Raw genomic sequence first — 24826 nt, 5'->3', positions numbered from 1 at the left:
GCGGGCGGCGGCGGAAAGACGTCCCCGGCGATCCCGGAACCTCCTCCGGCACCGGCCGACCCACGCGAATCGTTCCGCCGCGCGGACGGAACACCACTCACGCCGGTTCCCCGGCTGGTCGACGGAACACCACTCACACCGGTCCCCTGACCGGCCGACGGAACACCGCTCGCATCGGGCCCCTGACCGGCCGATGAGACATCGCTCGCACCGGGCGCTCGGCCAGCCGACGGGACACCGCTCACGCCACCACCCCGGCCCGCCGCCGTGGTCCCACTCGCGCCGGGCCCCTGGCCGGTCAGCGGAGCGTGGTGCGCACCGGCGCCGTGGCCGGCCGACGGAACACCACTCACGCCCGCTCCCCCACCGGCCGGCGTGGCCCCCTGCACGCCGTTGCCATTCGCGCTGGTCCCCCGGCCAGCCGACGGGACACCACTCACGCCATCGTTCCCGCCCGCCGCCGTGGTCCCACTCGCGCCGGGCCCCTGGCCGGTCGACGGAGCGTAGTGCGCACCGGCGCCGTGGCCGGCCGACGGAACACCACTCACGCCCGCTCCCCCACCGGCCGGCGTGGCCGCCTGTCTGCCGTCGGCATTCGTGCCGGTCTCCCGGCCGGCCTGCGTGACGCCGTTCACGCCCTCGGTCTCGCCCCCGTACGGGCCCGGTTCGTCCCACGACTCGCCCCCCGTGACACGCCCGTCTCTGGCGGGGGTTTCGGGGGACGGGGTCGGGGGGTTCGCCGGAGGGCGCCGCGCTTCGGTGCTCACAGTGCCCCCGTTTCCTCGTGCCGGGCGATGCCGTCGATCGTGGGCGCGTGGGTGAGAACGCGCCCCGGCGGCCCGGCGGACGGTGGTCCCTTTGGGCACGCATACCCGCACAGGACGACAGGCATCCCGGCGCGGACTGCCGGCCGGAGCCGTCCTCCGTGCGTGCGCGTCACTCTACGGCTTGTCGTGGGGCGAGGGAGAACCCGTCCCGCCACCCCGGGGCATCTGCCCGGATCGTCCCCCTACCCTGCGGTAATCGCGTCTGGCAGGCTGCGTGCATGACTGCGCGCGCCGCCGACCGGGCCCGTTACGACCGGGCCACCGCCCATCTGGACGCCCCTCTCGCGATCGTCGACCTGGACGCCTTCGACGCCAACGCGGACGATCTGCGCCGCCGGGCCGCGGGGAAGCCGATCCGGGTGGCGAGCAAGTCCGTCCGCTGCCGGGCGCTGCTGGAGCGCGTGCTCGCGCGGGACGGCTTCGCGGGGCTGATGTCGTTCACGCTGGCGGAGTCCTTGTGGCTGGCCCGCTCGGGCTTCGACGACGTCCTGCTGGCCTACCCCTCGGCGGACCGCGCGGGGTACGCGGAGCTGGCGTCGGATCCCAAGCTCGCCGCGGCCGTGACCGTCATGGTCGACGACGTCGCCCAACTCGACCTGATCGACGCGGCGCGCGGCGACGGGCGTGAAGTCGTGCGCGTCTGCCTGGAGTTGGACACGGCGTTGCAGATGCTGGGCGGCCGGGTCCGCATCGGCGCCCTGCGCTCCCCGCTCCGCTCCCCCGCCCAACTCGCCGAGTTCGCAAGGACGGTGACCCGGCGTCAGGGTTTCAAGCTGGTCGGCATCATGGCCTACGAGGGGCATATCGCCGGGGTCGGTGACTCGGTCGCGGGGCGTCCGTTCCGGTCCCGCGCGGTCCGGCTGATGCAGGCCACCGCGCGCCGTGAACTCGCCGAGCGGCGCGCCGCGGTGGTCCGCGCGGTGCGGGCCGTCGCCCCGGACCTGGAGTTCGTGAACGGCGGCGGCACGGGCAGCGTGGAGAGCACGGTCGCGGAGGACGCGGTGACGGAGGTCGCCGCCGGTTCGGGCCTGTACGTGCCGCGCCTGTTCGACAACTACACGTCGTTCTCGGGCCGTCCGGCGGCCCTGTTCGCGCAGCCGGTCGTGCGCCGCCCCGGCGTCGGTGTGGTGACGGTCCTCGGCGGCGGCTACCCGGCGTCGGGCGCCCCCGGCGTGGACCGGCTGCCGGTGCCCTACCTGCCGGAGGGGCTGAGGTACGACCCGCAGGAAGGCCCCGGCGAGGTCCAGACGCCGCTGCTCGGCGCCCCGGCCGACGATCTGCTGATCGGCGACAAGGTGTGGTTCCGGCACGCGAAGGCCGGTGAACTGTGCGAGCGTTTCGACCAGTTGCACCTGATCGAGGGGGACACCGTCACGGAGACGGTGCCCACCTACCGCGGCGAGGGCCACACGTTCCTCTGAGGAGGACCTAGAGCGGGGTCACGTACGCGCCCGAGATCCCGCCGTCCACAAGGAAGTCGGTCGCGTTGACGAACGAGGAGTCGTCGCTCGCCAGGAAGGCGACGGCGGCGGCGATCTCCTCGGCCTCGGCGAACCGGCCGACGGGGATGTGCACGAGGCGGCGGGCGGCGCGCTCGGGGTCCTTCGCGAACAGCTCTCGCAGCAAAGGCGTGTTGACCGGCCCCGGGCAGAGCGCGTTGACGCGGATGCCCTCCCGCGCGAACTGCACGCCGAGTTCACGGGACATGGCGAGGACGCCGCCCTTGGACGCGGTGTACGAGATCTGCGAGGTCGCCGCGCCCATGCGGGCCACGAACGACGCCGTGTTGATGATCGAACCCCGCTGCTGCCGCCGCATGTAGGGGATCGCGGCCTTGCAACACAGGTACACGGACGTCAGGTTGACCTCCTGGACGCGCTTCCACGCCTCCAGGCCGGTCTCCAGGATGGAGTCGTCGTCGGGGGGCGAGATGCCCGCGTTGTTGAAGGCGATGTCGACGCTGCCGTAGGTGTCGAAGGCGGTCTTGAACAGCGCCTCGACCTGTTCGGGGTCGGTGACGTCGACCTTGACGAAGAGCCCGCCGACCTCGTCGGCGACGGCCTTGCCGCTGGTCTCGTCGACGTCGGCGCAGACGACGTTGGCGCCCTCGGAGGCGAGGCGGCGGGCGGTGGCGAGGCCGATGCCGCTGCCGGCTCCGGTGATGACGGCGGTACGGCCGACGAGGCGGCGGCAGACAGGAGTCTCGGTCACTGTGCGGGGTCCTCCGTGCTGATGAAGACGTTCTTGGTCTCGGTGAAGGCGGCGAGCGCGTCGGGGCCGAGTTCTCGGCCGACCCCGGACTGCTTGTATCCCCCGAAGGGGGTCCAATAGCGCACGCTGGAGTGGGAGTTGACGGACAGGTTGCCCGCCTTGACGGCCCGTGAGAGGCGCAGTGCGCGGCCCACGTCCCGGGTCCACAGGGAGCCCGAGAGGCCGTAGGGGGTGTCGTTGGCGAGGCGGATGGCGTCGGCCTCGTCGGTGAAGGGGAGCAGGACGGCGACGGGGCCGAAGATCTCCTCCCGGCTGGCCGGGGAGTCGGGGCGCTCTGCGGTCAGGACGGTCGGCGGGAACCAGAAGCCCCGGCCGTCGGGGGCGTCGCCGCGCAGGGCGCCGGGGGCGTCGTCCGGGACCAGCGACCGTACGCGGTCGAGCTGTTGACGGGAGATCAGGGGGCCCATCTGGGTCTTCTCGTCGGCCGGGTCGCCGACGACGACCGCCGCGAGGGCCCGCGCGAGGAAGTCGCGTGCCTCGTCGTAGACGCTCTCCTGGACGAGGATGCGGGTGCGGGCGCAGCAGTCCTGGCCGGCGTTGTCGAGGAACGAGAAGGGGTCGAGGGCCTTTTCGAGGTCGGCGTCGGCGAAGACGACGTTGGGGCTCTTGCCGCCGAGTTCGAGGGTGACCGGCTTGACCAGTTTCGCGCAGCGCTCCATGACCTCGCGGCCGGTGCGGGTGGAGCCGGTGAACACGATCTTCGCGACGCCGGGGTGGTCGACGAGGGCGCGTCCGGCGATGCCGCCATAGCCGGGGACGACCTGGAAGAGGTGTTCGGGAAGCCCGGCGTCCAGAGCGAGTTGAGCCAGCCGCAGCGCGGTGAGCGGGGTCGTCTCGGCGGGTTTGAGGACGACCGCGTTGCCCGCCGCGAGGGCCGGGAAGGAGCCCCAGGCGGCGATCGGCATGGGGAAGTTCCAGGGGGCGATCACGCCGACGACGCCGAGGGGTTCGAGGAAGGTGACGTCGATGCCGCCGGCGACCGGGATCTGACTGCCCGTCAGCCGCTCGACGCCGCCCGCCGCGTACAGGAGCAGGTCGCGCGCGTTGCCCGCCTCCCAGCGGGCGTTGCCGATCGTGTGCCCGGCCTCGCGGACCTCCAGTTGCGCCAACTCCTCGACGTGGGCGTCGACTTGGTCGGCGAACCGGCGCAGGAGGCGGGCGCGGTCGGCGGGCGCGAGGGCGGCCCACTTCTCCTGGGCCTTCGCCGCGCGCGCGACGGCCGCGTCCACCTCGGCCGCGTCGGCGGCGGGGACGGTCGTGACGACGTCCCCGGTGGCCGGGTTCAGGACGGTCAGCTCGGACAATTCCTGGCCTTTCACAGTCGTGACTCGCGGTCTTTCTACAGTCGCTCGAAGGAGCGGCGCAGCTCCCAGTCGGTGACGGCCGCGTCGAACGCGGTGAGTTCGACGCGCGCCATGTTGAGGTAGTGCGCGACGACCTCCTCGCCGAACGCGGCCTGGGCGATGGGGCTCTTCTCCCACAGCTCGGCGGCCTCGCGGAGCGTGGTGGGGACGTGTTCGTAGTCGCCGGTGTAGGCGTTCCCCGCGCAGGCGGCGGGGAGTTCGAGCTTGTGCTCGACGCCGTAGAGGCCGGCCGCGACGAGTCCGGCGACGGCGAGGTGCGGGTTGACGTCGCCGCCGGGCAGCCGGTTCTCGAAGCGCAGGGAGCGGCCGTGGCCGACGATCCGCAGGGCGCAGGTGCGGTTGTCGCGGCCCCAGGCGACGGCCGTCGGGGCGAACGAGCCCGGCTGGAACCGCTTGTAGCTGTTGATGTTGGGCGCGTACAGCAGGGAGAAGTCACGCAGGGCGGCGAGCTGCCCGGCGAGGAAGTGGCGCATGGTGTCGGTCATGCCGTCCGGCCCGGCGAAGACGTTGGCGCCGTCGGCGTCGGTCAACGACAGGTGGATGTGGCAGGAGTTGCCCTCGCGCTCGTCGAACTTGGCCATGAAGGTGAGCGCGACGCCCTCCTGGGACGCGATCTCCTTGGCGCCGGTCTTGTAGACGGCGTGCTGGTCGCAGGTGACGAGGGCTTCGTCGTAGCGGAAGGCGATCTCGTGCTGGCCGAGGTTGCACTCGCCCTTGGCGGACTCGACGGTCAGCCCGGCGGCGCCCATCTCGTTGCGGATGCGGCGCAGGAGGGGTTCGACGCGGCTGGTGCCGAGGATCGAATAGTCGACGTTGTACTGGTTGGCCGGGGTCAGGCCCCGGTAACCGGCGTCCCACGCCTGCTCGTAGGTGTCGCGGAAGACGATGAACTCCAGCTCGGTGCCGACCTGCGCGGTCCAGCCGCGTTCGGCGAGGCGGTCGAGCTGGCGGCGCAGGATCTGGCGGGGCGCGGCACCGACCGGGGAGCCGTCGTCCCAGGCGAGGTCGGCGATCAGGAGGGCGGTGCCGGGGTGCCAGGGGATGCGGCGCAGGGTGGTCAGGTCGGGGCGCATGGCGAAGTCGCCGTAGCCGTTCTCCCAGGAGGACATGGCGTAGCCGCGGACCGTGTTCATGTCGGTGTCGACGGCGAGGAGGTAATTGCAGCCCTCGGTGCCGTGGCGCAGGACCTCGTCGAGGAAGAAGCGGGCCGCGAACCGCTTGCCCTGGAGGCGGCCCTGCATGTCGGGGAAGGCCAGGACGACGGTGTCGATCTCGCCGGCCGCGACCAGTGCGTGCAGGTCCTCGACGGGGAGCGGGGCTGTGCGGTCTGGCACGAGGGGCCTCCTTGGGGGCGTCGTCGACTTCGGCGGCCGTCCGGGGGCCATGAAGCGTCCGGGAGCCATAAGGTATTGCCGAGAACCATTGCTTGGGAAGGGGGCACGGCCGGATGACCACGGAGAAGGACACGAACACGGGTGACCGGTTGACGCCGGTGCTGCGGCCGGTGCGGGCGGGCAACGGCTTCGAGGAGGCGCTGGAGCAGATCCTCCAGGTGGTCCGCCTCGGCCTCGTCCCCGGCGGTGAACGGCTGCCCGCGGAACGGGAGTTGGCCGAACGGCTCGGCATCAGCCGGGTCACCCTGCGCGAGGTGCTGAAGGTCCTCCAGGACCAGGGGCTCCTGGAGTCCCGGCGGGGGCGCTACGGCGGCACGTTCGTGCTGCCCCGGCCGGCCGACGCGGGCGGCGAGGACGAGCTGCGGCGCCGGATCGCCGAGGTCGACATCGAGGACGTCCTGCGGTTCCGCGAGGTCCTCGAGGTCGGGGCGGCGGGGCTGTGCGCGGCGCACGGGCTGACGGACGCGCAGGCGACGCGCTTGCGGGACGCGCTCGCCCAGACCCATGACGCCCCGCTGGGCGACTACCGGCGACGGGACACGCTGCTGCACCTCACCCTGGCCGAGCTGTGCGGGTCCGCCTCGCTGACCGCGCAGTACGCCGCCGTCCGCGCGCAGGTCAACGACCTCCTCGACTGCATCCCGCTGCTCGTGCGGAACCTGGAGCACTCGCAGCGGCAGCACGAGGCGCTGGTGGAGGCGGTGCTGGACGGGGACGCGGACGGCGCGCGGGAGATCATGCGGGAGCACTGCGGGGGGACGGCGGCGCTGCTGCGGGGGTTTCTGGCCTGAGGGGGCGAGGGTGGGGCTTCCTCTGGCGGGTGCCTCTCTGTAAAGGTATCCCTTGAGGCCATTACCTGGATTGCCTGGATCACCTGGAGGGTTCATGGCGAACGTTCCGCTCGTCGGGATCAGCACCTATCTGGAGCCCGCCGTCCGCTGGCGGGTCTGGGAGTCGGAGGCGGCGCTGCTTCCGGTCGGGTATCCGCGGCTGGTCCAGCGGGCCGGGGGGATCGCGGCGATGCTGCCGCCCGACGCGCCGTCCCGGGCCGCCGCGACGGTCGCCCGGCTCGACGCGCTCGTCGTCTCCGGGGGGCCGGACGTCGATCCCGCGCTGTACGGGGCCGAGCCTCACCCCCGTACCGACCCGCCCGCGCGGGAACGGGACGGCTGGGAGACGGCGTTGATCGACGCCGCGCTCTCCGCCGGGGTGCCGCTCCTCGGGATCTGCCGGGGCATGCAGCTCCTCAACGTCGTCCTCGGGGGGACGCTGGTCCAGCACATGGACGGGCACGTCAAGGCGCCCGGGGTGTTCGGGCAGCACACGGTCACGCCCGTGCCGGGGACCCGGTACGCCTCGCTCGTTCCCGAGCCGGCCAGTGTGCCGACGTACCACCATCAGGCCGTCGACCGTGTCGCCCCCGGGCTCGTCGCGTCCGCGCACGCGGAGGACGGGACCGTCGAGGCGGTCGAGCGGAGTGAGGGGTGGACGCTGGGTGTGCAGTGGCATCCCGAGATGGGGGACGATCTCCGGGTCATGCGGGCGCTGGTCGAGGCGGCCTCCTGAGGCGGCGGTCCAGCCACGCCAACGCGGCGTTCCCCTGGGCCCGTTGGAACGGACGCAAGGTCGGCAGGCCCTGGGGTGCGGGCTCTCGGGACGCGTGGACGAAGTAGCCCGCCAAGCCGGCCAACGCGGCCGTCACCGCGTCCGGGTCCGGGCCGCCCTGCGCCCTCACGCTGGGCAGCAGGAGGAGCAGGTCCAGCCATGGGGTTGCCCTCAGGGCGTGCGGCCAGTCGACGTCCGTGCGAGCCCGTCGACTGCGTCCAGCACGATCTGCAACTCGCCCTTGTCCCACGGAACATCCGGCTGCCGGCCCTCGACCACCGGTGGCCGGTGAGACGAGGGGGTTCATGAGGGCATGGTGCGTGGGGTGCTGCGGGACTGGCCAACGCTTTTCGGGTGGGCGGGGAGGTGCCTACAGGTGAGGTTGCCTATAGGTGAGGTGCCTTCAGCTCACGAAAGAGCTTGAGCATTATGCGGCTGCGCCGCAGAGGGCACGGCAGGGACCGGCGGCTGCGGGGGCGCGGGGGTTGGGCGTGGCGTCGAGGGGCGTGGGGCTGAGCCGGAAACGCGACGCCACCAAGCCCGGTACGGGACGCCGCCAAGCCTGCCATGCGGTGTCGCCGCGCGGGCGGATCCAGCCACGCGGACGCCCCCAACCCAACGCCCCGAGCCGCAACGCTCCAGGGGCGCGGGGAACTGCGCGACAAGCCACAACGACGCCGCACCAGACCCACTACACCAGCCACCCCTCAGGGGCGCGGGGAACTGCGCGACAAGCCACGACGGCGCCGCACCCAACCCACTACACCAGCCGACATCAGGGGCGCGGGGAACTGCGCGAACGACCACGACGTACCCGCACCGCCCCACCGGCATCACTCGCCCCCACCCACCCCTCACCCCCGAGTCAGCGCCAACAGTTCCCGGGCCGGGCCCGCAGGCCGGTGTCCCGTGCGCCATACCGCCCTCAACTCCCGCCCCAACGCGACCCCTTCGACCGGCACGGACACCAACCGGCGCAGGGCCAACTCCTCGCTCACGACGAGTTCGCTCAGGACAGCGGGCCCGGCGCCGCCGACTGCCGCTGCTTTGACGGCGGTCGTGGAGGAGAGTTCGATCAGCGGCCGGGCGGAAACGCCGAGCGCGGTATCGAGGACTTGCCGGGTCCCGGACCCCCGCTCGCGGAGGATCAAGGGAGTCGCGGCCAACTCCTCGGCCTGGACGGCTTTCCGACGGCGCCCCCAGGGATGCCGGGGCGCGACGACGACGATCAACCGGTCATGTCCGATGACGGCGGAGTCGAGCCCGCCGGGCATACTCACCCCCTCCACGAACCCGAGATCGGCTTCGTCACCCAGCACCCGCTCGGCGACAACCGCGGAGTTCCCGGCAAGCAGGGACACCGCCGTATCGGGCCGCTGCGCACGAAGCGCCAACAACCACCCCGGCAGCAGATACTCGGCGATGGTCATGCTCGCGGCGACCCGAAGCCGGGAGTCACGCCGGTCCCGCAACGCCTGCGCGCCGACATCGAACGCCTCGGCCGCTTCGACGATCCGCCGGGCCCAGTCGGTCACCAACGCCCCCGCGTCGGTGAGCCGGGACCCCCGGGGCGACCGGTCGACGAGGGCGACACCGAGTTGCCGTTCCATGGACCGGATCCGGCTGCTGGCGGCGGGCTGGGTGATCCCGAGTTCGCGGGCGGCACCCCCGAGGCTCCCCACCCGGGCGACCGCGAGGAGCAGTTCGAGCGCCCCGAGATCGGGCACCCGATGCGCGAGGGGAACCACAACACCGTCGATGCTCATAACCCCAGTTTATGCCCGAGCGGAAAATCACCCCAGGTCAGACCAGCTCCGGCCGGTCGGCCTAGCGTTGCTTCCCGCCCCGCACCGCCTCGATGTGCTCGGCGACGGCGACGACGAGGATCCGCGTGTCCGCGACGGTCGCCCGCCAGCGGTGGCGGACCCCGCCGGTGAGGTAGAGCGTGTCGCCCCGCCCGAGCCGGTACGCCCGCCCTTCGGCCTCGATCTCGACGGCCCCGTCGGCGACGTACATCAACTGGTCGTTGCGGTACTGGAATTCGCGCCCGGCGTCGTGGTCGCCGGTGAACTCGGTCGCGTGCATCTGGTGGTGCCCCCGCACGAGCGAGCGGGCCTGCGGTGAGACCCCCGCGTCGGCGTCGTCCGCCCGCACGACGTCGACGCTGCACGCGGGATCCGCCGCGGCGAGCAGTTCGACGGCGGTCGTCCGCAGCGCGTCCGCGACCTTCTCCAGGGATTCGCTGCTGGGCCGGGCCCGGTCGTTCTCGATCTGGCTGAGGAAGGGCACGGACAGCCCGCTGCGCTCGGCGACGACCGCGAGCGTCAGTTCCAGCGCGTGCCGCCGACGCCGTACGGCCGCCCCCACGCGCAGGGGCCGTTCTTTGTGGTCGCCCATCGCTCCGGCTCCCTCCTCAGCTCGTCGGTCCGCGGCCTCGGGTGCACGCTCTCTGATGACTTCTCTGCACCCTACGCATGTTCCGCAAACCGTTTCATGTGCCCGTCACATCGACGACACACCCGGTCACGCCCGACGCACCGGTTCTCGCCAGTGGATCACACGAGGAAGGAACGCGGAAACGGCTCCCGGGGCCCCGGCGGGTCGCGAGCGTACGCCCCGCACGGCCCGAAGTCACCCGTCCGGCCCCACTGGGGGACGCCGAAGGGTGACCTCGGGGTACTACATCGCTCTGCGTGGTTGGCCGAATCCTTACCGCGTTGTAACGGGCGGTCCCACTAGCTCGCGGTGTTCCCGGTGGGCGCCCACTTCTCCACCAGTCCCGGGTTCCCCTTGAGCCAGGCGCGTACCGCGTCCTGTTCCTTGCCCTTGCCGGACCGCTGGATGCGCGCCTCCAGCGAGGTGAGCTGTGCTTCGGTCATCCGGAAGTCCTTCAGCCAGCGTCCCACCTCCGGCTGGTCGGCGGCGAAGCCGCTGCGGGCGACGGTGTGGACGTGGTCGCCCTCGCCCCAGGCCCCGCGCGGGTCGGCCAGCTTCTTCAGGTCGTAGTCGCTGTACGCCCAGTGCGGCGACCACAGCGTCACCACGATCGGCTGCTTCTTCGCGTACGCCCGTTTCAGCTCGGCCAGCATGGCGGGCGTCGAGCCGTCGACGACGTCGTACTCCTGGAGCCCGTACGCCCCGACGACCTTGTTCTTGAGCAGGCCCATCATCCCGGCGCTGGGTTCGATGCCCACGATCCGGCCGCCGAACTCGCCCGCGCGGCCCTTGAGGTCGGCGAGGGTCCTGACGTCCTTCACGTAGGACGGGACCGCCAGTTCCAGGGAGGTCGGGCCGTACCAGGAGCCGAGGTCGTCGAGTTTGTCGCCGTACTTCTTCCAGTACTCGGCGTGGGTGGTGGGCAGCCAGGCGTCGGTCTGGAAGTCGATCTGGCCGGTGGCGAGGCCGGTGTAGAGGGGGCCCGCCGCGTACTGCGTCGTCCGCACCCTGAAGCCGCGTTCCTCCAGGATCTCCTTCCAGAGGTATGTGGAGGCGATGCCCTCGTCCCACGGGATGTAGCCGATGGTGATCCGCTGTCCGCGTCCGACGTCCGTGCCGGACGCGTGCGCCGGTGAGCCGTTCCCGCCGAACACGCCGAGCCCGCCCGCGACGACCGCGAGCACGGTCACGCAGGACACGGCGACGGCCGGGCGCGGCCGGTACGTCCACGCCGTGGTCCGCGTCTTCGCGGCGGCCCTGCGCCCGAGCGGCGAGAGCCGGGTGCCGAGGGCGCCGGTCATCCGGTCGAGGTAGATCGCGAGGACGACGATCCCGAGGCCGGCCTCGAAGCCGAGCCCGATGTCGAGCTGCCCGATGGCCTCGTTGACGGCGCCGCCGAGCCCGCCGGTGCCGACCATGCCCGCGATGACGACCATCGACAGGCCCAGCATGATGACCTGGTTGACGCCCGCCATGATCGTCGGCAGCGCCAGCGGCAGCTGCACCCGCAGCAGGGTGTCGCGCGGTGTCGTCCCGAACGCCTCGGCGGCCTCGACGAGTTCGGCGTCCACCTGGCGGATGCCCAGCTCGGTCATGCGCACGCCCGGCGCCAGCGCGAAGACCAGCGTGGCGATCACCCCGGCCGGCACGCCCATGCCGAAGAACAGGATCGCCGGGATCAGCAGGACCATCGACGGCATCGTCTGGAGCAGGTCGAGCACCGGCCGGATCACCGCGCTGACCGTCTTCGAGCGCGCCGCCCACACCCCGAGCGGCACCGAGATCACCAGCGCGATCAGGGTGGCGACCAGGACGAGGGACAGCGTCGACATCGCCCGTTCCCACAGGTCGAGCGAGTCGATCAGCGCGAACCCCGCGAACGACAGCACCCCCGCCGCGAGCCCCCGCAGCCACCACGCGAGCACCGCGAGGATGCCCGCCAGCAGCAGCGGCTCGGGCGCGTTCAGCACGCCGTCCAACACGTCGTACAACCCCTCGACCACCGCTTTGACGGCGTCGAAGAACCAGGCCAGGTGCGTGACGAGCCAGTCGACGCCGGAGTCGACCCAGTCGCCGAGGTGGAGCCTAGGCACGGGCCGCCCCCTCCTGCGCCATGAACCCGACGAGCCGGTTCGGTGAGACGACGCCGACGACCGTCCCCGCGTCGTCGAGCACGGCCACCGGCCGCTCGGCGCGCGCGCAGACCGCGCACAGCTCCGTGAACGGGGTGTCCGGCGTCACGGTCTCGCCGGCGCAGGCGTCCGGGTCGGCGTCCGGGTCCATGACGGCAGAGGCGGTCAGCACGCGGGAGCGGTCGACGTCCTGGATGAAGGAGGCGACGTAGTCGTCCGCCGGGCGCAGCAGGATGTCCTCGGCGGTGCCGTTCTGGACGATGCGGCCGTCGCGCATGACGGCGATGCGGTCGCCGAGGCGCATCGCCTCGTTGAGGTCGTGGGTGATGAACACGATGGTCTTCTTCAGGGTCTGCTGGAGCGTGAGGAGCTGGTCCTGCATGTCGCGCCGGATCAGCGGGTCGAGCGCGCTGAACGACTCGTCCATCAGGAGCAGGTCGGCGTCGGTGGCCAATGCGCGGGCGAGGCCGACGCGTTGCTGCATGCCGCCGGACAACTCGTCGGGCCAGGACGCCTCCCAGCCCTCCAGGCCGCACAACTTCAGCGCCTCGGCGGCGCGTTGCTCGCGCTCGGGGCGCGGGACGCCCTGGACGGCGAGGCCGTAGGCCGCGTTGTCGAGGACCGTGCGGTGGGGGAAGAGCGCGAAGTGCTGGAAGACCATGGAGACCTTCCGCGCACGCACCTCCCGCAGCTCGCGGTCGCCGAGCGCGGTCAGGTCCTGGCCGTCGAAGCGGACGTGCCCGGCCGTCGGTTCGAGGAGGCCGTTGAGCATGCGCAGCAGCGTCGACTTGCCGGACCCGGACAGGCCCATGACGACGAAGATGCTGCCGGGTTCGACGGTGAAGGAGGCGTCGATGACGGCGGGCATGGCGCCGTCCGCGCGCAGGTCGTCGCGGTCGGCGCCCCGTCTGAGGCGGTCGACGGCGTCGTCCGGTTTTCTGCCGAACACCTTGTAGAGCTGGTCTGCCTCTAGCCTGGCGGACACGCGGACCTCTCCGGTCGGGGACATGGTCGGGAGCGTGCAACGTGTTGCCGGATACGCAACCGGCATCGCTCCGAGGGCGCGCCTGCCCCGGCCTTTTCCGGCCAAACACACAGGTGGCCCAGCTCACAAAGGGTCCGTGGGGTGCGGCATGATGCGGGGGTGACCGGACGACTGATGCTCCTCGACACCGCTTCCCTCTACTTCCGCGCCTATTTCGGCGTCCCGGAGTCCGTGAAGGCGCCGGACGGGACGCCCGTGAACGCGGTGCGCGGCCTGCTCGAATTCATCGACCGCCTGGTCAAGGACCACCACCCCGACGCGCTGGTGGCCTGCATGGACGCCGACTGGCGCCCCCGGTGGCGGGTCGACCTGATCCCCTCCTACAAGGCGCACCGCGTCGCCGAGGAGCGCCCCGAGGGCCCGGACGCCGAGGAGGTGCCCGACACGCTCTCCCCGCAGGTGCCGGTGATCGAGGCCGTCCTGGACGCGCTCGGCATCGCGCGCGTGGGTGTCGCCGGGTACGAGGCGGACGACGTGATCGGCACGTTCACCGCGCGCGCGAAGGGCCCGGTGGACATCGTCACCGGCGACCGCGACCTGTACCAGCTCGTGGACGACGCGCGCGGGGTGCGCGTCCTGTACCCGCTGAAGGGCGTCGGCACGCTCCAGGTCACCGACGAGGCGTGGCTGCGCGAGAAGTACGGGGTGGACGGGCGCGGGTACGCGGATCTCGCACTGCTGCGCGGCGACCCGAGCGACGGACTGCCGGGGGTGCCGGGGATCGGGGAGAAGACGGCGGCGAAGCTGCTGGCCGAGTTCGGGGACCTCGCGGGGATCATGGCCGCCGTCGACGACCCGAAGGCGAAGCTGACGCCGTCGCAGCGCAAGCGGCTGGACGAGTCGCGGCCCTACGTGGCGGTGGCGCCGACGGTGGTGCGGGTCGCGGACGACGTGCCGCTGCCGGAGGTCGATACGGCGCTGCCGCGCGGGGCGCGGGACCCGGAGGCGGTCGCGGCGCTGGGGGCGCGGTGGGGGCTCGGCGGGTCGCTGGGTCGGCTGCTGGCGACGCTGGGCGCGCCGGGAACCTGACGTATTCCTGGAGCCGTTCTGGAGCGGGCGTCGGGTTCTCACCCAAGAGAACGGTGTTTCCGCAGGTGATGGGTTTGCCTTCGGTAAAGGGCAACGGCCGCCCGGAGTGAGGGGGGCGGGAATGGGGGGAGTGATGCTAACTTAGGTAAACCTAACCATAACAGTGGGAGGTCGTCATGGCAGAGCGTCCGGCACGCACACCGCGCAAGCCCCATTCCGCGCAGGTCGTCCGCACCGAACGGCTCACCCCGCACATGCAGCGCGTCGTGCTCGGCGGCGAGGGGCTGGCCGGGTTCTCGGCGGACACCTGCACCGACCACTACGTCAAGATGCTGTTCGCCCCCGACGGCGTCACCTACCCCGAACCCTTCGACCTGGAGCGCATCCGCGCGGAACTGCCCCGCGAGCAGTGGCCCGTGACGCGCACCTACACCGTGCGCCACTGGGACGCCGAACACCGGGAGCTGACCCTCGACTTCGTCCTGCACGGCGACGAGGGGATCGCCGGGCCCTGGGCGATGCGCGTCCAGCCCGGCGAGACCGTCCGCTTCATGGGACCCGGCGGCGCCTACGCCCCCGCGCCCGACGCCGACTGGCATCTGCTCGCCGGTGACGAGAGCGCGCTGCCCGCGATCGCCGCCGCCCTGGAGTCGCTGCCCGACGGTGCCGTCGCCCGCGTCTTCGTGGAGATCTCCGGGCCCGAGGAGGAGCAGAAGATCGACTCCGACGTCGAGGTGACCTGGCTGCACCGCGGGGACCGGCCGGTCGGCGAGCCGCTGACCGAGGCGGTGCGCGCGCTGGAGTGGCCCGCGGGCCGGGTGCACGCGTTCGTCCACGGCGAGGCCCACTTCGTCAAGGAACTGCGCCGACTGCTGCGCGTCGAGCGCCAGTTGCCGCGCGAGGACCTGTCCATCTCCGGATACTGGCGGCTCGGCCACAACGAGGACGGCTGGCAGGCGTCCAAGCGGGAGTGGAACGCCCGCATCGAGGCGGAGCAGGAGACGCCGGCGGCCTAGGGCCGTGTGAGGAGTTGGGCCCGGCTCGGACATGCCCGCGTGACGCGTGCGCAACAGCGCCTCCCTAATTTCTGTCACCCGACAGGAATGACGTGCTCAGGGATACGTGCCGGAGCACGCGCCGAAGGCAGGTGCCGCCGTGACGACCTCCCCGCTCCCCGACGTCCTCGACACTCCCCCCGCCGATTCCCTGGCCGAGTTCGGCTACCGCCAGGAACTCCACCGCAGCCTCGGCCGGTACGCCTCCTTCGCCGCCGGCTTCTCCTTCATCTCCGTCCTCACCACCGTCTTCCAGTTCTTCGCCTTCGGGTACGCGTTCGGCGGCCCCGTCTTCTTCTGGGCCTGGCCGGTGGTGCTGCTCGGGCAGCTCGCGGTGGCCGCGTGCTTCGCCGAACTCGCCGCCCGCTACCCGATATCCGGGGCGATCTACCAGTGGTCGTCCCGGCTGTCCACGCCCGCGTTCGGCTGGTTCGCGGGCTGGATCATGGTGATCGGGCAGATCGTGGTCGTCGCCGCCGCGGCCCTCGCCCTCCAGATGGTGCTGCCCGCGCTGTGGACGGGCTTCCAGCTGATCGGCACCGACCCCGCGCCCACGTCCGCCGACGGCGCGGCCAACGCCGCCCTGCTCGGCGTCCTCCTGCTGGTGCTCACGACCCTGGTCAACGTCCTCGACAACCGGGTCATGTCCGTGGTCAACCGCGTCGGCGTCACCGCCGAGATCATCGGCGCCGTCCTCATCGTCGTCCTCCTGCTCACCCACTCCGAACGCACCCCGACGATCACCTTCCACACCCAAGGCGCCCTCCAGGACGGGCTGTTGGGGGCGCTGCTCGTCGGGTCCTTCACCGCCGCGTACGTCATGATCGGGTTCGACAGCGCGGGGGAGATGAGCGAGGAGACCCACCACCCCCGGCGCACCGCGCCGCGCACGATCCTGACGGCGCTGACGGCCGCGGGGGTCCTGGGCGGCCTGATCGTCCTCGCCGGGCTCCTCGCCGCGCCCAGCCTCACGGACGGCCGGCTCGCCACGGACGGGCTGAGCTACGTCCTCACGAGCAGCCTCGGCGACGGTGTCGGCAAGGCCCTGCTCGCGGACGTCGTCGTCGCCGTCGCCGTCGCCACCCTCGCGATCCAGACGTCCGCCTCCCGGATGCTGTTCTCCATGGCCCGCGACGGCCGTCTCCCGCTGGCCGACCGCCTCGCCCGGGTCCACCCGCGCACCGGCATGCCGACCGCCCCCGCCCTCACCGTCGGCATCCTCGCCGCCGCGCTGCTCCTGCTCAACTTCGCCTCCCCCGAGGCGTTCCTCGCGATCGGCACGACCTGCATCGTCATGCTGTACCTCGCGTACGCGATGGTCACCGGACCGCTCCTGCTGCGCCGCCTGCGCGGCGGCTGGGGACGCCCCGACGGCACCGACGAGACCGGCGCGCCCCTCTTCTCCCTGGGCCGCTGGGGCCTGCCCCTCAACATCCTCGCGGTGCTCTACGGCGTCCTCATGGCCGTCAACCTCGCCTGGCCCCGCGCGGCCGTGTACGACCCGGCGGGCGGGCACTGGTACTTCCAGTGGTTCACGGTGCTGTTCCTGGGCGCGACGGTGCTGTTGGGCGCCGCGTACCGGGCTCGCGTCAAGCGCTGACCGGATCTCCCTTCACGCGCGCGTGCAGGTGCATGTCGTGCCAGCCGTCGGCGTGCAGGACCGCACTCCGCTTGGTGCCCTCGGCGGCGAAACCCGCATTCCGCGCGACGCCGCACGACGCCGGGTTGCCCGTCGCGTGCAGGAGTTCCAGCCGGTGGAAGCCGACGTCGTCCAGGGCCCAGTCACTCAGGACGGCGGCGGCCCGCGCGGCGACACCCCGGCCCCGCGCCGCCGGGACCGTCCAGTACGCCATCTCCGCGAGCCCGTCACCCAGCACGATCTCCCGCAGCGCGACCCGCCCCAGCAGCGCGTCACTGTCCGCGTCCGCCACCGCCCACTGCGCGTTCTCCTCCCCCGCCCACTGCCCCCGCCACTCATCCACCCACCCCTCCACCTCCCCCACCGACCCCGCCGCCCGCGCGTGCCACTGATGCATCACCGGATCCTGGAACGCGGCATACACCGCAGGCACATCCCCCTCATGAAACGGCCGCAACAACAGACCACCAGGAGCCACGAGCCTGGGCTGCGGACGCGCCGCGAGAACACCGGGGAGCAGGACGGGGGAGGTGAGGTAGGGCATGGGGGCATCTTGCCGGGAAGCGGGGGGCGGGACACGTGAGTTTCGGCGACGGAGGAGAGCGGGCCGACGAGAACGCCTGGGTGGGGCGCAGGGGGCGGGCCGAGGCGCAGAGGGCGGGCCGGAGGCACACAGGGCACTCCGGCGGGCCCACAGCCCCGATGCCCCGTCCCGCCGGACCGTGCCCCCAACACCGGCGGAGCCCCCAAACGCCGAAGGGAACAACACCCGAGGCAAGCAACCCGCCCCACTCCCCTACCGCACCACGCCACACCCCGCCGACCGAGCCGCCCCGCATGCCCACGCCCCGCACCCGCCAACACGCCGCGAACCATGACGCCGACCCGCCGGCCCCGCCGCGCCCCACGACCGCTTACCGGCACCGCCCCGCCCCGCCCCACCAACACTGCTCCACCCACCGCAGGCACACCCCGCCGACCGAGCCGCCCTGCACCACGGCGCCCCGCACCCGCCAACACGCCGCGAACCATGACGCCGACCTGCCGGCCCCGCCGCACCCCACGACCGCCCACCGGCACCCATCCCGCCCCACGACCCCACCGGCACCGCTCCACCCACCCCGCCCCGCCCCTCGACCGCCCGTCGGCATCACCCCACCCACCCCCTTCCGCCCCGTGACCGCCTACCGGCACCACCCCGCCCGGCCCGCCCGCTCGCCCCGTACCCTTGACCTGCCATGACTCGTCGACGTTCGTCTGCCCCGCCCTCGCCGCTGCCTCAGTGTGATGGGGTGGATGCGGTGCGGGTGCGGTTGCCGGGGGAAGGGGGATGGGGGACGGTCGGGGAGTATTTGGGGGCGCGGTTGAGGGGGGCCGGGGACGGGGTGGTGGAGGGGTTGTTCGCGCGGGGGAGGGTCGTCGGGGTGGATGGGCGGGCCGTGGCAGGGGACGCGCCGTTCGTGCCGGGGGCGTATGTGTGGTTCCACAGGGATCTCGCGCCCGAGGTTCCTGTGCCGTTCGGGTTGGACGTTGTTTATCGCGACGCGCACATCCTCGTCGCCGACAAGCCGCACTTCCTCGCCACCACGCCCCGCGGCAGCCACGTCACCCAGACCGCGCTGGCGCGGCTGCGGCGGGAGCTGGGTGTGCCGGCGCTCAGTCCCGCGCACCGGCTGGACCGCCTCACCGCGGGCCTCGTGCTGTTCACCGTCCGCCCGGAGGAACGCGGCGCGTACCAGACCCTGTTCAGGGACCGGAAGGTGCGCAAGGTGTACGAGGCGGTGGCCCCCCACGACCCGGCACGCACGTTCCCGCTGACCCTGACGTCGAGGATGGAGAAGCACCGGGGTTCCCTGACCGCCGTGGAACTCCCCGGCACCCCCAACGCCGTCACACACGTCACCAGGCTCGCGCACCGGGGCACGCGGGCCCTGTACCGACTGACCCCGGAGACCGGCCAGACGCACCAACTCCGCGTCCACATGGCCTCGTTGAACCTCCCCCTGCTGGGCGACCCGCTGTACCCGGAGGTCCTGCCCCCGATCCCCCCGACGGACTTCCACCGCCCCCTGCAACTCCTGGCCCGCGAACTCCACTTCACGGACCCGCTCACCGGCCGGGAACACCACCTGCGCAGCGCACGGACGTTGGAGGCGTGGGAGGCGTACGACGAGTGGGCGGGGAGACCGGCATGACGACACCGGGTGGACGACGTGTGGGCCGCCCGCGCGCCGTGGAGCGAGCGGGCAAGGGGGCTGACCCCCGGGGGGAGTTGCTGGGAGCCGCGGCCGAACTGTTCACCGTGAAGGGGTACGCGGCCACCAGCACCCGCGCGGTCGCGGAACGCGCCGGCATGCGGCAGGCGACGATGTACCACTACGTGTCCGGCAAGGAGGAGTTGCTGGCCGAACTCCTGGAGTCGACGGTCGCCCCGTCCCTGGCCTGCGCGCGGACACTGCTCACCGAGGACGGCCGGGGCGCGCGCGAGCGCCTGTGGGAGCTGTGCCGGGCGGACGTCGAGGTCCTGTGCGGCGGGACGTACAACCTGGGCGGCCTGTACCTGCTCCCCGAGGTGCGGGGCGAGCGCTTCGCGGGGTTCCGCACGGCACGGGACGAACTCAAGGCCGCCTACCGGGAGTTGGTGGCCGGCGCCACGTCCCTCGAAGGCGGCGAGCTGGACCTGCGCACCGATCTGGTCTTCGGTCTGATCGAGGGCGTCATCCTGATCCACCGCTCCGATCCCACGCGCCCGGTCTCGGAGTTCGCCCGCGCCACCGCCGACGCCGCGCTGCGGATCGCCGGCGTCTGAACCGGCGCCCGAATCGGCGTCCGGATCCGTACGGATTCGCCAACTCTCGCACACCCGTGCCCGGTTACCCGTCGCGTTCGAACGAATCCCCAGCGTGCAAACCGAACGACCTTACCCCTGGCGGGGGATCCGTTTCAGGCGGTTGCCGAACATGACCCGGCGTTGATCCGGTCGGACTAAGCTCGCCCGCGGCGCACCGAGTTGAGATGGATTCGTGCGCTTGTTCCCGAATGTTCTGAAGATGCGGACAATTCCCGACAGAGGGTCCCCATGGTGAGTGCTCAGTCCCCGGCGCCGTACCCGACCGGGCGTGAACGCCCCTTCGCACGGGTGCTGTTGCCCCCCGCGATACTGATGACCGCGGTGAGCGGTGCGGCTGTCGCGCTGGTGCCGCGGTCGGCTCGGATCGCGGTCGGCGTGTGCGGGGCCGTCGCCACGGTGCTGGTCGTGATGACGGCCGTCGAAGTGGTCCGGCGCGGCCGCCGGCTGCGTGAGCTGCGCGCCGACACGGAGCGCCGCACGGCCGCCCTTGAGCGCCGTATCGACCGGTACGCGGAGCTGAACCTGAGGGTCGCCGAGGACCACGTGCCGACGGCGGTGAAGGTGCTTCAGGCGGGCAACTCCCCCCGCGAAGTACTCCAGTTGATGCCGGACATCGACCCGACCTTCCGCGATCTGGACCGCGCCCAGGTCGGCGTCGTCACCAGCATCCTGAACGTCGTCGAGCACCAGGAGAACCTGCGTGACTCGGCGCTGCGCTCGTACACCTCCGTCGCCCGGCGCATCCAGGCGATCGTGCACCAGCAGAACGACGAACTGCTGGAGATGGAGTACGACCACGGCAACAACCCGCACGTCTTCGACGACCTCCTGCGCATCGACCACGGCACGGCGATGATCGGCCGTCTCGCGGACTCCGTCGGCGTCATCGGCGGCGGCCGGCCAAGCCGCCAGTGGCCCAAGCCGGTCCCCCTCTACAGCGTGCTGCGCGGCGGCATGTCCCGGATCCTGGAGTACCCGCGGATCAAGCTCGAGTCGATCGCCAAGGTCAACATCCGCGGCATCTCCGTCGAGCCGGTCATCCACGCCTGCGCCGAACTCATGGACAACGCCACCCGGTTCTCACCCCCGGCGAGCAAGGTCCACGTCAACGCGATCGAGGTGCAGACCGGCATCGCCATCGAGATCGAGGACGCCGGCGTCAGCCTCAGCGAGGAGGGCCGCGCCCGCGTCGAACGGATCCTGGAGGACGCCAAGCGCGGCGAGGACATCCACGACGAGGGCGGCGCCCCGCGCCTGGGCCTGGCCGTCGTGGGCCGGCTGTGCACGACGTTCAACATGCAGTGCTCGCTGCGGGTCTCGGCGTACGGCGGGGTCCGCGCCGTCCTGATCGTGCCCAGCGAGATGCTGACCGAGGGCCCGGAGACGATCTACGCGCACGGCATCGGCGCCGGCGCCACCCCCACCCTCGACCTCGGCGGCATCAAGGGCCCCGAGCGCAAACCCAAGAAACGCCGGCCCACCAGCCCGCGCCTGCCGGAGGGCGTGTCCATGCAGGAGGAGCCGCCCGAGGTCACCGAGTGGACCGCCGAAGGGCTGCCGCAGCGGCGCAGCAAGGCCGTCGTCTCCATCGTCGACTCCTACCCCCAGGCGTATGCCCGCCAGCTCGCCGAGGAGGCCGCCGAGAAGGCCGCCGCGCGCGGCGAGCCGGTGCCGGTCGACCCGGAGGAGGAGATGTGGGCCGAGGCCGCCGCGCGCGTGCTGGCCAAGCCCGCCCCGTCCGGACCCGCGCCCGGCCTCGGCTTCGAGGCGTTCTGGGCGGGCCTGAAGGACAACACGCCCGAGGGCGTCCACCCCACCGACTTCACCCGCAATCCCACCGCATACCTGCACCTGATCGACGACGAGGCCGAGGCCCCCGCCGGGGCCGGCGACGAAGGGGACCCCACGTGATCAAGCCGCGCGCCAACTTCGACTGGATGCTCAAGGAGCTCTACAGCGGCGTCCCGGGCATCGAGATGATCGTGGTGCTCTCCGCCGACGGGCTGCGCATCGCCCGCTACGGCGGCGACCCCGACGCCGCCGACCGGGTCGCCGCCGCCTGCGCCGGGCTGCAGAGCCTCGCCGGGGCGGTCGCCGAGGAGATCCCCACCGTCGAGGGGGACATGAAACTCGTCGTCATCGAGATGGACGGCGGCTACTTCTACCTGATGGCCGCGGGCGCCGGCGCCTATCTCGCCGTCCTGTCCGACGTGCGCTGCGAGCCCGGTGCGATGAGCCTGCACATGCGTGACCTGGTCGTCCGGATCGGCTCGCACCTCACGAGTCCGCCCCGGCGGAAAGGGCAGACCGTATGACTCCTCCGCAACGCCGGCGACGCGCCGCCCTGCGGCCCCTGCCGCCCCCGCCCGAAGCGCCGGGCGAGGGCGGGGAGGGCAAGGAGAAGAAGGCACCCGAACGGCTCTACACGATCTCGGGCCCCGACGGCGAGCGGGTCCCCCTCGACCTGGTCACGCTCGTCGTGGCCCGTACCCAGCCGCACTCCTCGACCGGCCCGGAGCAGACCGTGGTGCTGCGGATGTGCGCGAACCCGCTGTCGCTCGCCGAGGTCTCCGCGTACCTCGCGCTGCCGTTCAGCGTGGTGTCCGTGCTGATCAGCGACATGCTGGCGGCCGGACTGCTCGACTCGCGCGCTCCCGTCGTCCGGCAGAAGCTCCCCGACCGGTCCCTTCTCGAAGCGGTGATGCATGGACTTCAACGCCTCTGACACCGTCCCCGGCCCACGCGCCGAGGACCGGCTCCCGCACACCACGGCCGCCGCCGCGAAGATCGTCATCGTGGGCGGGTTCGGCGTCGGCAAGACGACCATGGTCGGCTCCGTCAGCGAGATCAGGCCGCTGACCACCGAGGAGACCATGACGCAGGCCGGCATCGGCGTCGACGACGACTACGGCTCCGACTCCAAGACCGCGACGACCGTCGCCATGGACTTCGGGCGGATCCGGATCAGCGACGAGTTCGTCCTCTACCTGTTCGGCACGCCCGGCCAGGAGCGGTTCTGGTTCCTGTGGAACGGACTGTTCGAAGGGGCGCTCGGGGCCGTCGTCCTCGTCGACACCCGCCGCCTCGACGTGAGTTACGAGGTGATGGGGCGGCTCGAAGAGCGCGGTGTGCCCTTCGTCGTCGGCATCAACACCTTTCCCGACGGCCCTCGTTACCCGATTCCCGTGCTGCGCGGGGCACTTGACCTGCACCCCCGGATCCCGATCGTCGAGTGCGACGTCCGCAGGCGGGCCTCCAGCCGCGATCTGCTCGTCACCCTCATGGGGTTCCTCGACTCCCTCATCGACAAGGGCGCCCTCGTCTGACGCTCTCCGCACGTCCTGAAAGCGACTTCCGTGACGTCTGACCACACCTCCACGACCACCACCGAACCGCCCGCCGAACCCCCCGCGGGCTGCCCCGCCCACGGCCGCGGCGCCGGCGGTCTGACCCGGCTGTTCGGGCCCGGCGCCGAGGACCTGAACGCCCTGTACGAGCGGCTGCGCGAGGAGCACGGGGCCGTCGCGCCGGTCCTCCTCCACGACGACGTGCCCATCTGGATCGTCCTCGGGCACGCCGAGAACCTGCACATGGTCCGCTCGCCCACGCACTTCACCCGCGACAGCCGGATCTGGACGCCGCTCGTCGAGGGCCAGGTCAAGCCCGACCACCCCCTCATGCCGCACATCGCCTGGCAGCCCATCGCCTCGCACGCCGAGGGCGACGAGCACAAACGGCTGCGCGGCGCCGTCAAGGCGTCCATGGAAGGGCTCGACGACCGCACGCTGCGCCGGTACATCAACCGCTCCAGCCAGCGGCTCGTCAACGACTTCTGCGAGAGCGGCAAGGCGGAGCTGGTCGGCCAGTTCGCCGAACACCTCCCGATGGCCGTCATGTGCCACGTCCTCGGCATGCCCGAGGAGTACAACGAACGTCTCGTGCACGCCGCCCGCGACGCCCTCAAGGGCACCGAGACGGCGATCGCCAGCCACGGGTACGTGATGGACGCGCTCAGCCGCCTCACGGCCCGCCGCCGCGCCGAGCCCCTGGACGACGCGGCCAGCAAGCTCGTCACCCACCCGGCGAACCTCACCGACGACGAGGTCCGCGAGCACCTGCGGCTGCTGCTCTTCGCCGCCTACGAGGCCAGCGTCAACCTGCTGTCCAGCGCGCTCCTCCAGGTCATCATCGACCCCCGCTTCTACGCCAAGCTCAACGGCGGCCAGATGACCGTGCCCGAGGCGGTCGAGCAGGCGCTGTGGGACCACCCCCCGTTCAGCACGATCTTCGCCTACTTCGCCAAGGTCGACACCGAGCTGGGCGGCCAGCGCATCCGCAAGGGCGACGGCCTCCTCTTCGCGCCGGCGCCCGCGAACGTGGACCCGAAGATGCGGCCCGACCTCTCGAAGAACATGCGGGGCAACCGCTCCCACCTCGCCTTCGGCAGCGGCGCCCACGAGTGCCCCGGCCAGGACGTCGGCCGCGCCATCGCCGACGTCGGCGTGGACGCCCTCCTGTTCCGCCTCCCCGACGTCCAACTGGCCTGCCCGGAATCGGAGTTGCGCTACACGCAGTCCATCTCCTCCCGGCACCTCGTCTCCCTCCCCGTCCGCTTCGAGCCCCGGCCGCAGCAGGACATCACCCACAAGCCCAGCCACACCAACCTCCCCCAGCCCAGGGGCCAGTGGTCCCTGCCCACCCGCCAACGCCCGACCCCGGAACCGCTCCCCGAGCCGGCCCCGGAACCGGCCGAGGCGCCCGCGCCGACGCAGGCCGCCCCCGAGCCGGTACAGGAACGCCGGCCGGGCGTGTGGCGCCGGGTGCTGGCGTGGTGGAGGGGGTACTGAGGACCCCCGAGCACACGGACGGGCGGCCGGCCCGGGGGCGTTCGCGCACCTCGACCGCGTTCCAGGCCGGAACTCGGTAGGCGTGGCGAAGCGGTCGGAGGTCGCTTCGTTCAGGCCGCCGGACTCACCCGTGTGAGCGAGTCCGGCGGTCCGTGCCGTCACGCCGTGGGACATCTCATGCGCGGCGCCGACCAGCCTCCGGCCGTCGGCCCGAAGCCGGGGTCGCGGGCGCCGCAGGCACGGGTACCGCGCGTGTCGCCCGCGTCGCCGGTACGGGTGCCGGGCAGCACCGTGCAGGCGACCGGGTCCAGGGCGGCGCCGGCAGCCTCGG

At 72.2% G+C, this 24826-nt stretch carries 21 protein-coding genes; 13 read left to right on the top strand and 8 right to left on the bottom strand.

Annotation, left to right across the window (positions count from 1 at the left end; translation table 11 throughout):
- Positions 1–1045: 1045 nt before the first annotated feature.
- A complete protein-coding gene (locus tag IAG44_RS32480) occupies positions 1046–2248 on the top strand; it encodes an amino acid deaminase/aldolase (protein ID WP_187750648.1) in 1203 nt (400 codons plus the stop codon).
- A 7-nt stretch (positions 2249–2255) separates the two neighbouring features.
- Here IAG44_RS32480 and IAG44_RS32475 read toward each other — a convergent pair whose 3' ends face one another.
- The 3 genes from IAG44_RS32475 to IAG44_RS32465 are packed head-to-tail and all read right to left on the bottom strand — an operon-like array spanning position 2256 to position 5796.
- Positions 2256–3038: a 3-oxoacyl-ACP reductase gene (locus IAG44_RS32475; protein WP_187750647.1), complete on the bottom strand. Its 783-nt coding sequence runs from the start codon at positions 3036–3038 to the stop codon at positions 2256–2258.
- Entirely contained in the window at positions 3035–4402 is a 1368-nt protein-coding gene (locus IAG44_RS32470) for an aldehyde dehydrogenase family protein (RefSeq protein WP_187750646.1), read from the bottom strand. Before IAG44_RS32470 ends, IAG44_RS32475 begins: the two co-directional genes overlap by 4 nt.
- Positions 4403–4437: 35 nt before the next feature.
- Positions 4438–5796 (bottom strand): glutamine synthetase family protein, encoded by a 1359-nt coding sequence (locus IAG44_RS32465; RefSeq protein WP_187750645.1) that lies wholly within the window; start codon positions 5794–5796, stop codon positions 4438–4440.
- Between the two features lie 113 nt (positions 5797–5909).
- On the opposite strand from IAG44_RS32465, the gene IAG44_RS32460 reads away from it, so the two are divergent.
- Together IAG44_RS32460 and IAG44_RS32455 are read left to right on the top strand one after the other, a co-directional pair.
- A complete protein-coding gene (locus IAG44_RS32460) occupies positions 5910–6647 on the top strand; it encodes a FadR/GntR family transcriptional regulator (protein WP_187750644.1) in 738 nt (245 codons plus the stop codon).
- A 94-nt stretch (positions 6648–6741) separates the two neighbouring features.
- Entirely contained in the window at positions 6742–7422 is a 681-nt protein-coding gene (locus tag IAG44_RS32455) for a gamma-glutamyl-gamma-aminobutyrate hydrolase family protein (protein WP_187750643.1), read from the top strand.
- An 893-nt stretch (positions 7423–8315) separates the two neighbouring features.
- Here IAG44_RS32455 and IAG44_RS32450 read toward each other — a convergent pair.
- From IAG44_RS32450 to IAG44_RS32435, 4 genes are all read right to left on the bottom strand, one after another.
- Positions 8316–9227, bottom strand: coding sequence for a LysR family transcriptional regulator (locus IAG44_RS32450; protein WP_187750642.1), 912 nt, complete (start codon positions 9225–9227; stop codon positions 8316–8318).
- 61 nt (positions 9228–9288) lie between these two features.
- On the bottom strand, positions 9289–9858 hold the full coding sequence (locus IAG44_RS32445; protein ID WP_187750641.1) for a helix-turn-helix domain-containing protein: 570 nt from the start codon (positions 9856–9858) through the stop codon (positions 9289–9291).
- 338 nt (positions 9859–10196) lie between these two features.
- Positions 10197–11990, bottom strand: a complete 1794-nt coding sequence (locus IAG44_RS32440; protein ID WP_187750640.1) for an ABC transporter permease/substrate binding protein — start codon at positions 11988–11990, stop codon at positions 10197–10199.
- Complete coding sequence (locus tag IAG44_RS32435; RefSeq protein WP_187752938.1) at positions 11983–13014, bottom strand: quaternary amine ABC transporter ATP-binding protein; 1032 nt, start codon at positions 13012–13014, stop codon at positions 11983–11985. Before IAG44_RS32435 ends, IAG44_RS32440 begins: the two co-directional genes overlap by 8 nt.
- A 174-nt stretch (positions 13015–13188) precedes the next feature.
- On the opposite strand from IAG44_RS32435, the gene IAG44_RS32430 reads away from it, so the two are divergent.
- The 3 genes from IAG44_RS32430 (at position 13189) to IAG44_RS32420 (ending at position 16758) form a co-directional block, all read left to right on the top strand.
- Positions 13189–14103: a 5'-3' exonuclease gene (locus IAG44_RS32430; protein ID WP_187752937.1), complete on the top strand. Its 915-nt coding sequence runs from the start codon at positions 13189–13191 to the stop codon at positions 14101–14103.
- A gap of 176 nt (positions 14104–14279) precedes the next feature.
- Positions 14280–15119, top strand: coding sequence for a siderophore-interacting protein (locus IAG44_RS32425; protein ID WP_187750639.1), 840 nt, complete (start codon positions 14280–14282; stop codon positions 15117–15119).
- Positions 15120–15258: 139 nt separating this feature from the next.
- Positions 15259–16758: an amino acid permease gene (locus tag IAG44_RS32420; RefSeq protein ID WP_187750638.1), complete on the top strand. Its 1500-nt coding sequence runs from the start codon at positions 15259–15261 to the stop codon at positions 16756–16758.
- Here the strand turns inward: IAG44_RS32420 and IAG44_RS32415 are convergent.
- Positions 16748–17341: a GNAT family N-acetyltransferase gene (locus tag IAG44_RS32415; RefSeq protein ID WP_187750637.1), complete on the bottom strand. Its 594-nt coding sequence runs from the start codon at positions 17339–17341 to the stop codon at positions 16748–16750. The two genes, IAG44_RS32420 and IAG44_RS32415, sit on opposite strands and share 11 nt — an antisense overlap.
- A 694-nt stretch (positions 17342–18035) precedes the next feature.
- Here IAG44_RS32415 and IAG44_RS32410 point away from each other — a divergent pair.
- The 7 genes from IAG44_RS32410 (at position 18036) to IAG44_RS32380 (ending at position 24495) form a co-directional block, all read left to right on the top strand.
- Complete coding sequence (locus tag IAG44_RS32410; RefSeq protein ID WP_187750636.1) at positions 18036–18992, top strand: pseudouridine synthase; 957 nt, start codon at positions 18036–18038, stop codon at positions 18990–18992.
- Positions 18989–19606 carry a TetR/AcrR family transcriptional regulator gene (locus IAG44_RS32405; protein WP_187750635.1) on the top strand — a complete coding sequence of 206 codons (618 nt, stop codon included), beginning with the start codon at positions 18989–18991 and terminating at the stop codon, positions 19604–19606. The genes IAG44_RS32410 and IAG44_RS32405 overlap by 4 nt, the downstream gene beginning before the upstream one ends.
- 270 nt (positions 19607–19876) lie before the next feature.
- On the top strand, positions 19877–21559 hold the full coding sequence (locus IAG44_RS32400; RefSeq protein ID WP_246562206.1) for an ATP-binding protein: 1683 nt from the start codon (positions 19877–19879) through the stop codon (positions 21557–21559).
- The gene (locus IAG44_RS32395; protein WP_187750634.1) at positions 21556–21963 is read left to right on the top strand and encodes a roadblock/LC7 domain-containing protein; all 408 of its coding nucleotides are present in this window, start codon (positions 21556–21558) and stop codon (positions 21961–21963) included. Before IAG44_RS32400 ends, IAG44_RS32395 begins: the two co-directional genes overlap by 4 nt.
- Positions 21960–22373 carry a DUF742 domain-containing protein gene (locus IAG44_RS32390; protein ID WP_187750633.1) on the top strand — a complete coding sequence of 138 codons (414 nt, stop codon included), beginning with the start codon at positions 21960–21962 and terminating at the stop codon, positions 22371–22373. Before IAG44_RS32395 ends, IAG44_RS32390 begins: the two co-directional genes overlap by 4 nt.
- On the top strand, positions 22354–22974 hold the full coding sequence (locus tag IAG44_RS32385; protein WP_187750632.1) for a GTP-binding protein: 621 nt from the start codon (positions 22354–22356) through the stop codon (positions 22972–22974). The genes IAG44_RS32390 and IAG44_RS32385 overlap by 20 nt, the downstream gene beginning before the upstream one ends.
- A gap of 30 nt (positions 22975–23004) precedes the next feature.
- Entirely contained in the window at positions 23005–24495 is a 1491-nt protein-coding gene (locus IAG44_RS32380) for a cytochrome P450 (RefSeq protein WP_187750631.1), read from the top strand.
- The last annotated feature ends 331 nt before the right edge of the window (positions 24496–24826 follow it).

Origin of the sequence: Streptomyces roseirectus, assembly GCF_014489635.1 — a bacterium.
Lineage (GTDB): Bacteria > Actinomycetota > Actinomycetes > Streptomycetales > Streptomycetaceae > Streptomyces > Streptomyces roseirectus.
Note: the sequence above shows the minus strand (reverse complement) of the source record. Positions and strands in the feature narration are given on the sequence as shown.

Excerpts from the sequence above, each read along its gene's own strand:
- IAG44_RS32480 (WP_187750648.1), top strand. The coding sequence starts at position 1,046 with ATGACTGCGCGCGCCGCCGACCGGGCCCGTTACGACCGGGCCACCGCC.
- IAG44_RS32460 (WP_187750644.1), top strand. The coding sequence starts at position 5,910 with ATGACCACGGAGAAGGACACGAACACGGGTGACCGGTTGACGCCGGTG.
- IAG44_RS32455 (WP_187750643.1), top strand. The coding sequence starts at position 6,742 with ATGGCGAACGTTCCGCTCGTCGGGATCAGCACCTATCTGGAGCCCGCC.
- IAG44_RS32450 (WP_187750642.1), bottom strand. The coding sequence starts at position 9,227 with ATGAGCATCGACGGTGTTGTGGTTCCCCTCGCGCATCGGGTGCCCGAT.
- IAG44_RS32445 (WP_187750641.1), bottom strand. The coding sequence starts at position 9,858 with ATGGGCGACCACAAAGAACGGCCCCTGCGCGTGGGGGCGGCCGTACGG.
- IAG44_RS32430 (WP_187752937.1), top strand. The coding sequence starts at position 13,189 with ATGCTCCTCGACACCGCTTCCCTCTACTTCCGCGCCTATTTCGGCGTC.
- IAG44_RS32425 (WP_187750639.1), top strand. The coding sequence starts at position 14,280 with ATGGCAGAGCGTCCGGCACGCACACCGCGCAAGCCCCATTCCGCGCAG.
- IAG44_RS32415 (WP_187750637.1), bottom strand. The coding sequence starts at position 17,341 with ATGCCCTACCTCACCTCCCCCGTCCTGCTCCCCGGTGTTCTCGCGGCG.
- IAG44_RS32410 (WP_187750636.1), top strand. The coding sequence starts at position 18,036 with ATGACTCGTCGACGTTCGTCTGCCCCGCCCTCGCCGCTGCCTCAGTGT.
- IAG44_RS32405 (WP_187750635.1), top strand. The coding sequence starts at position 18,989 with ATGACGACACCGGGTGGACGACGTGTGGGCCGCCCGCGCGCCGTGGAG.
- IAG44_RS32400 (WP_246562206.1), top strand. The coding sequence starts at position 19,877 with ATGGTGAGTGCTCAGTCCCCGGCGCCGTACCCGACCGGGCGTGAACGC.
- IAG44_RS32390 (WP_187750633.1), top strand. The coding sequence starts at position 21,960 with ATGACTCCTCCGCAACGCCGGCGACGCGCCGCCCTGCGGCCCCTGCCG.
- IAG44_RS32385 (WP_187750632.1), top strand. The coding sequence starts at position 22,354 with ATGGACTTCAACGCCTCTGACACCGTCCCCGGCCCACGCGCCGAGGAC.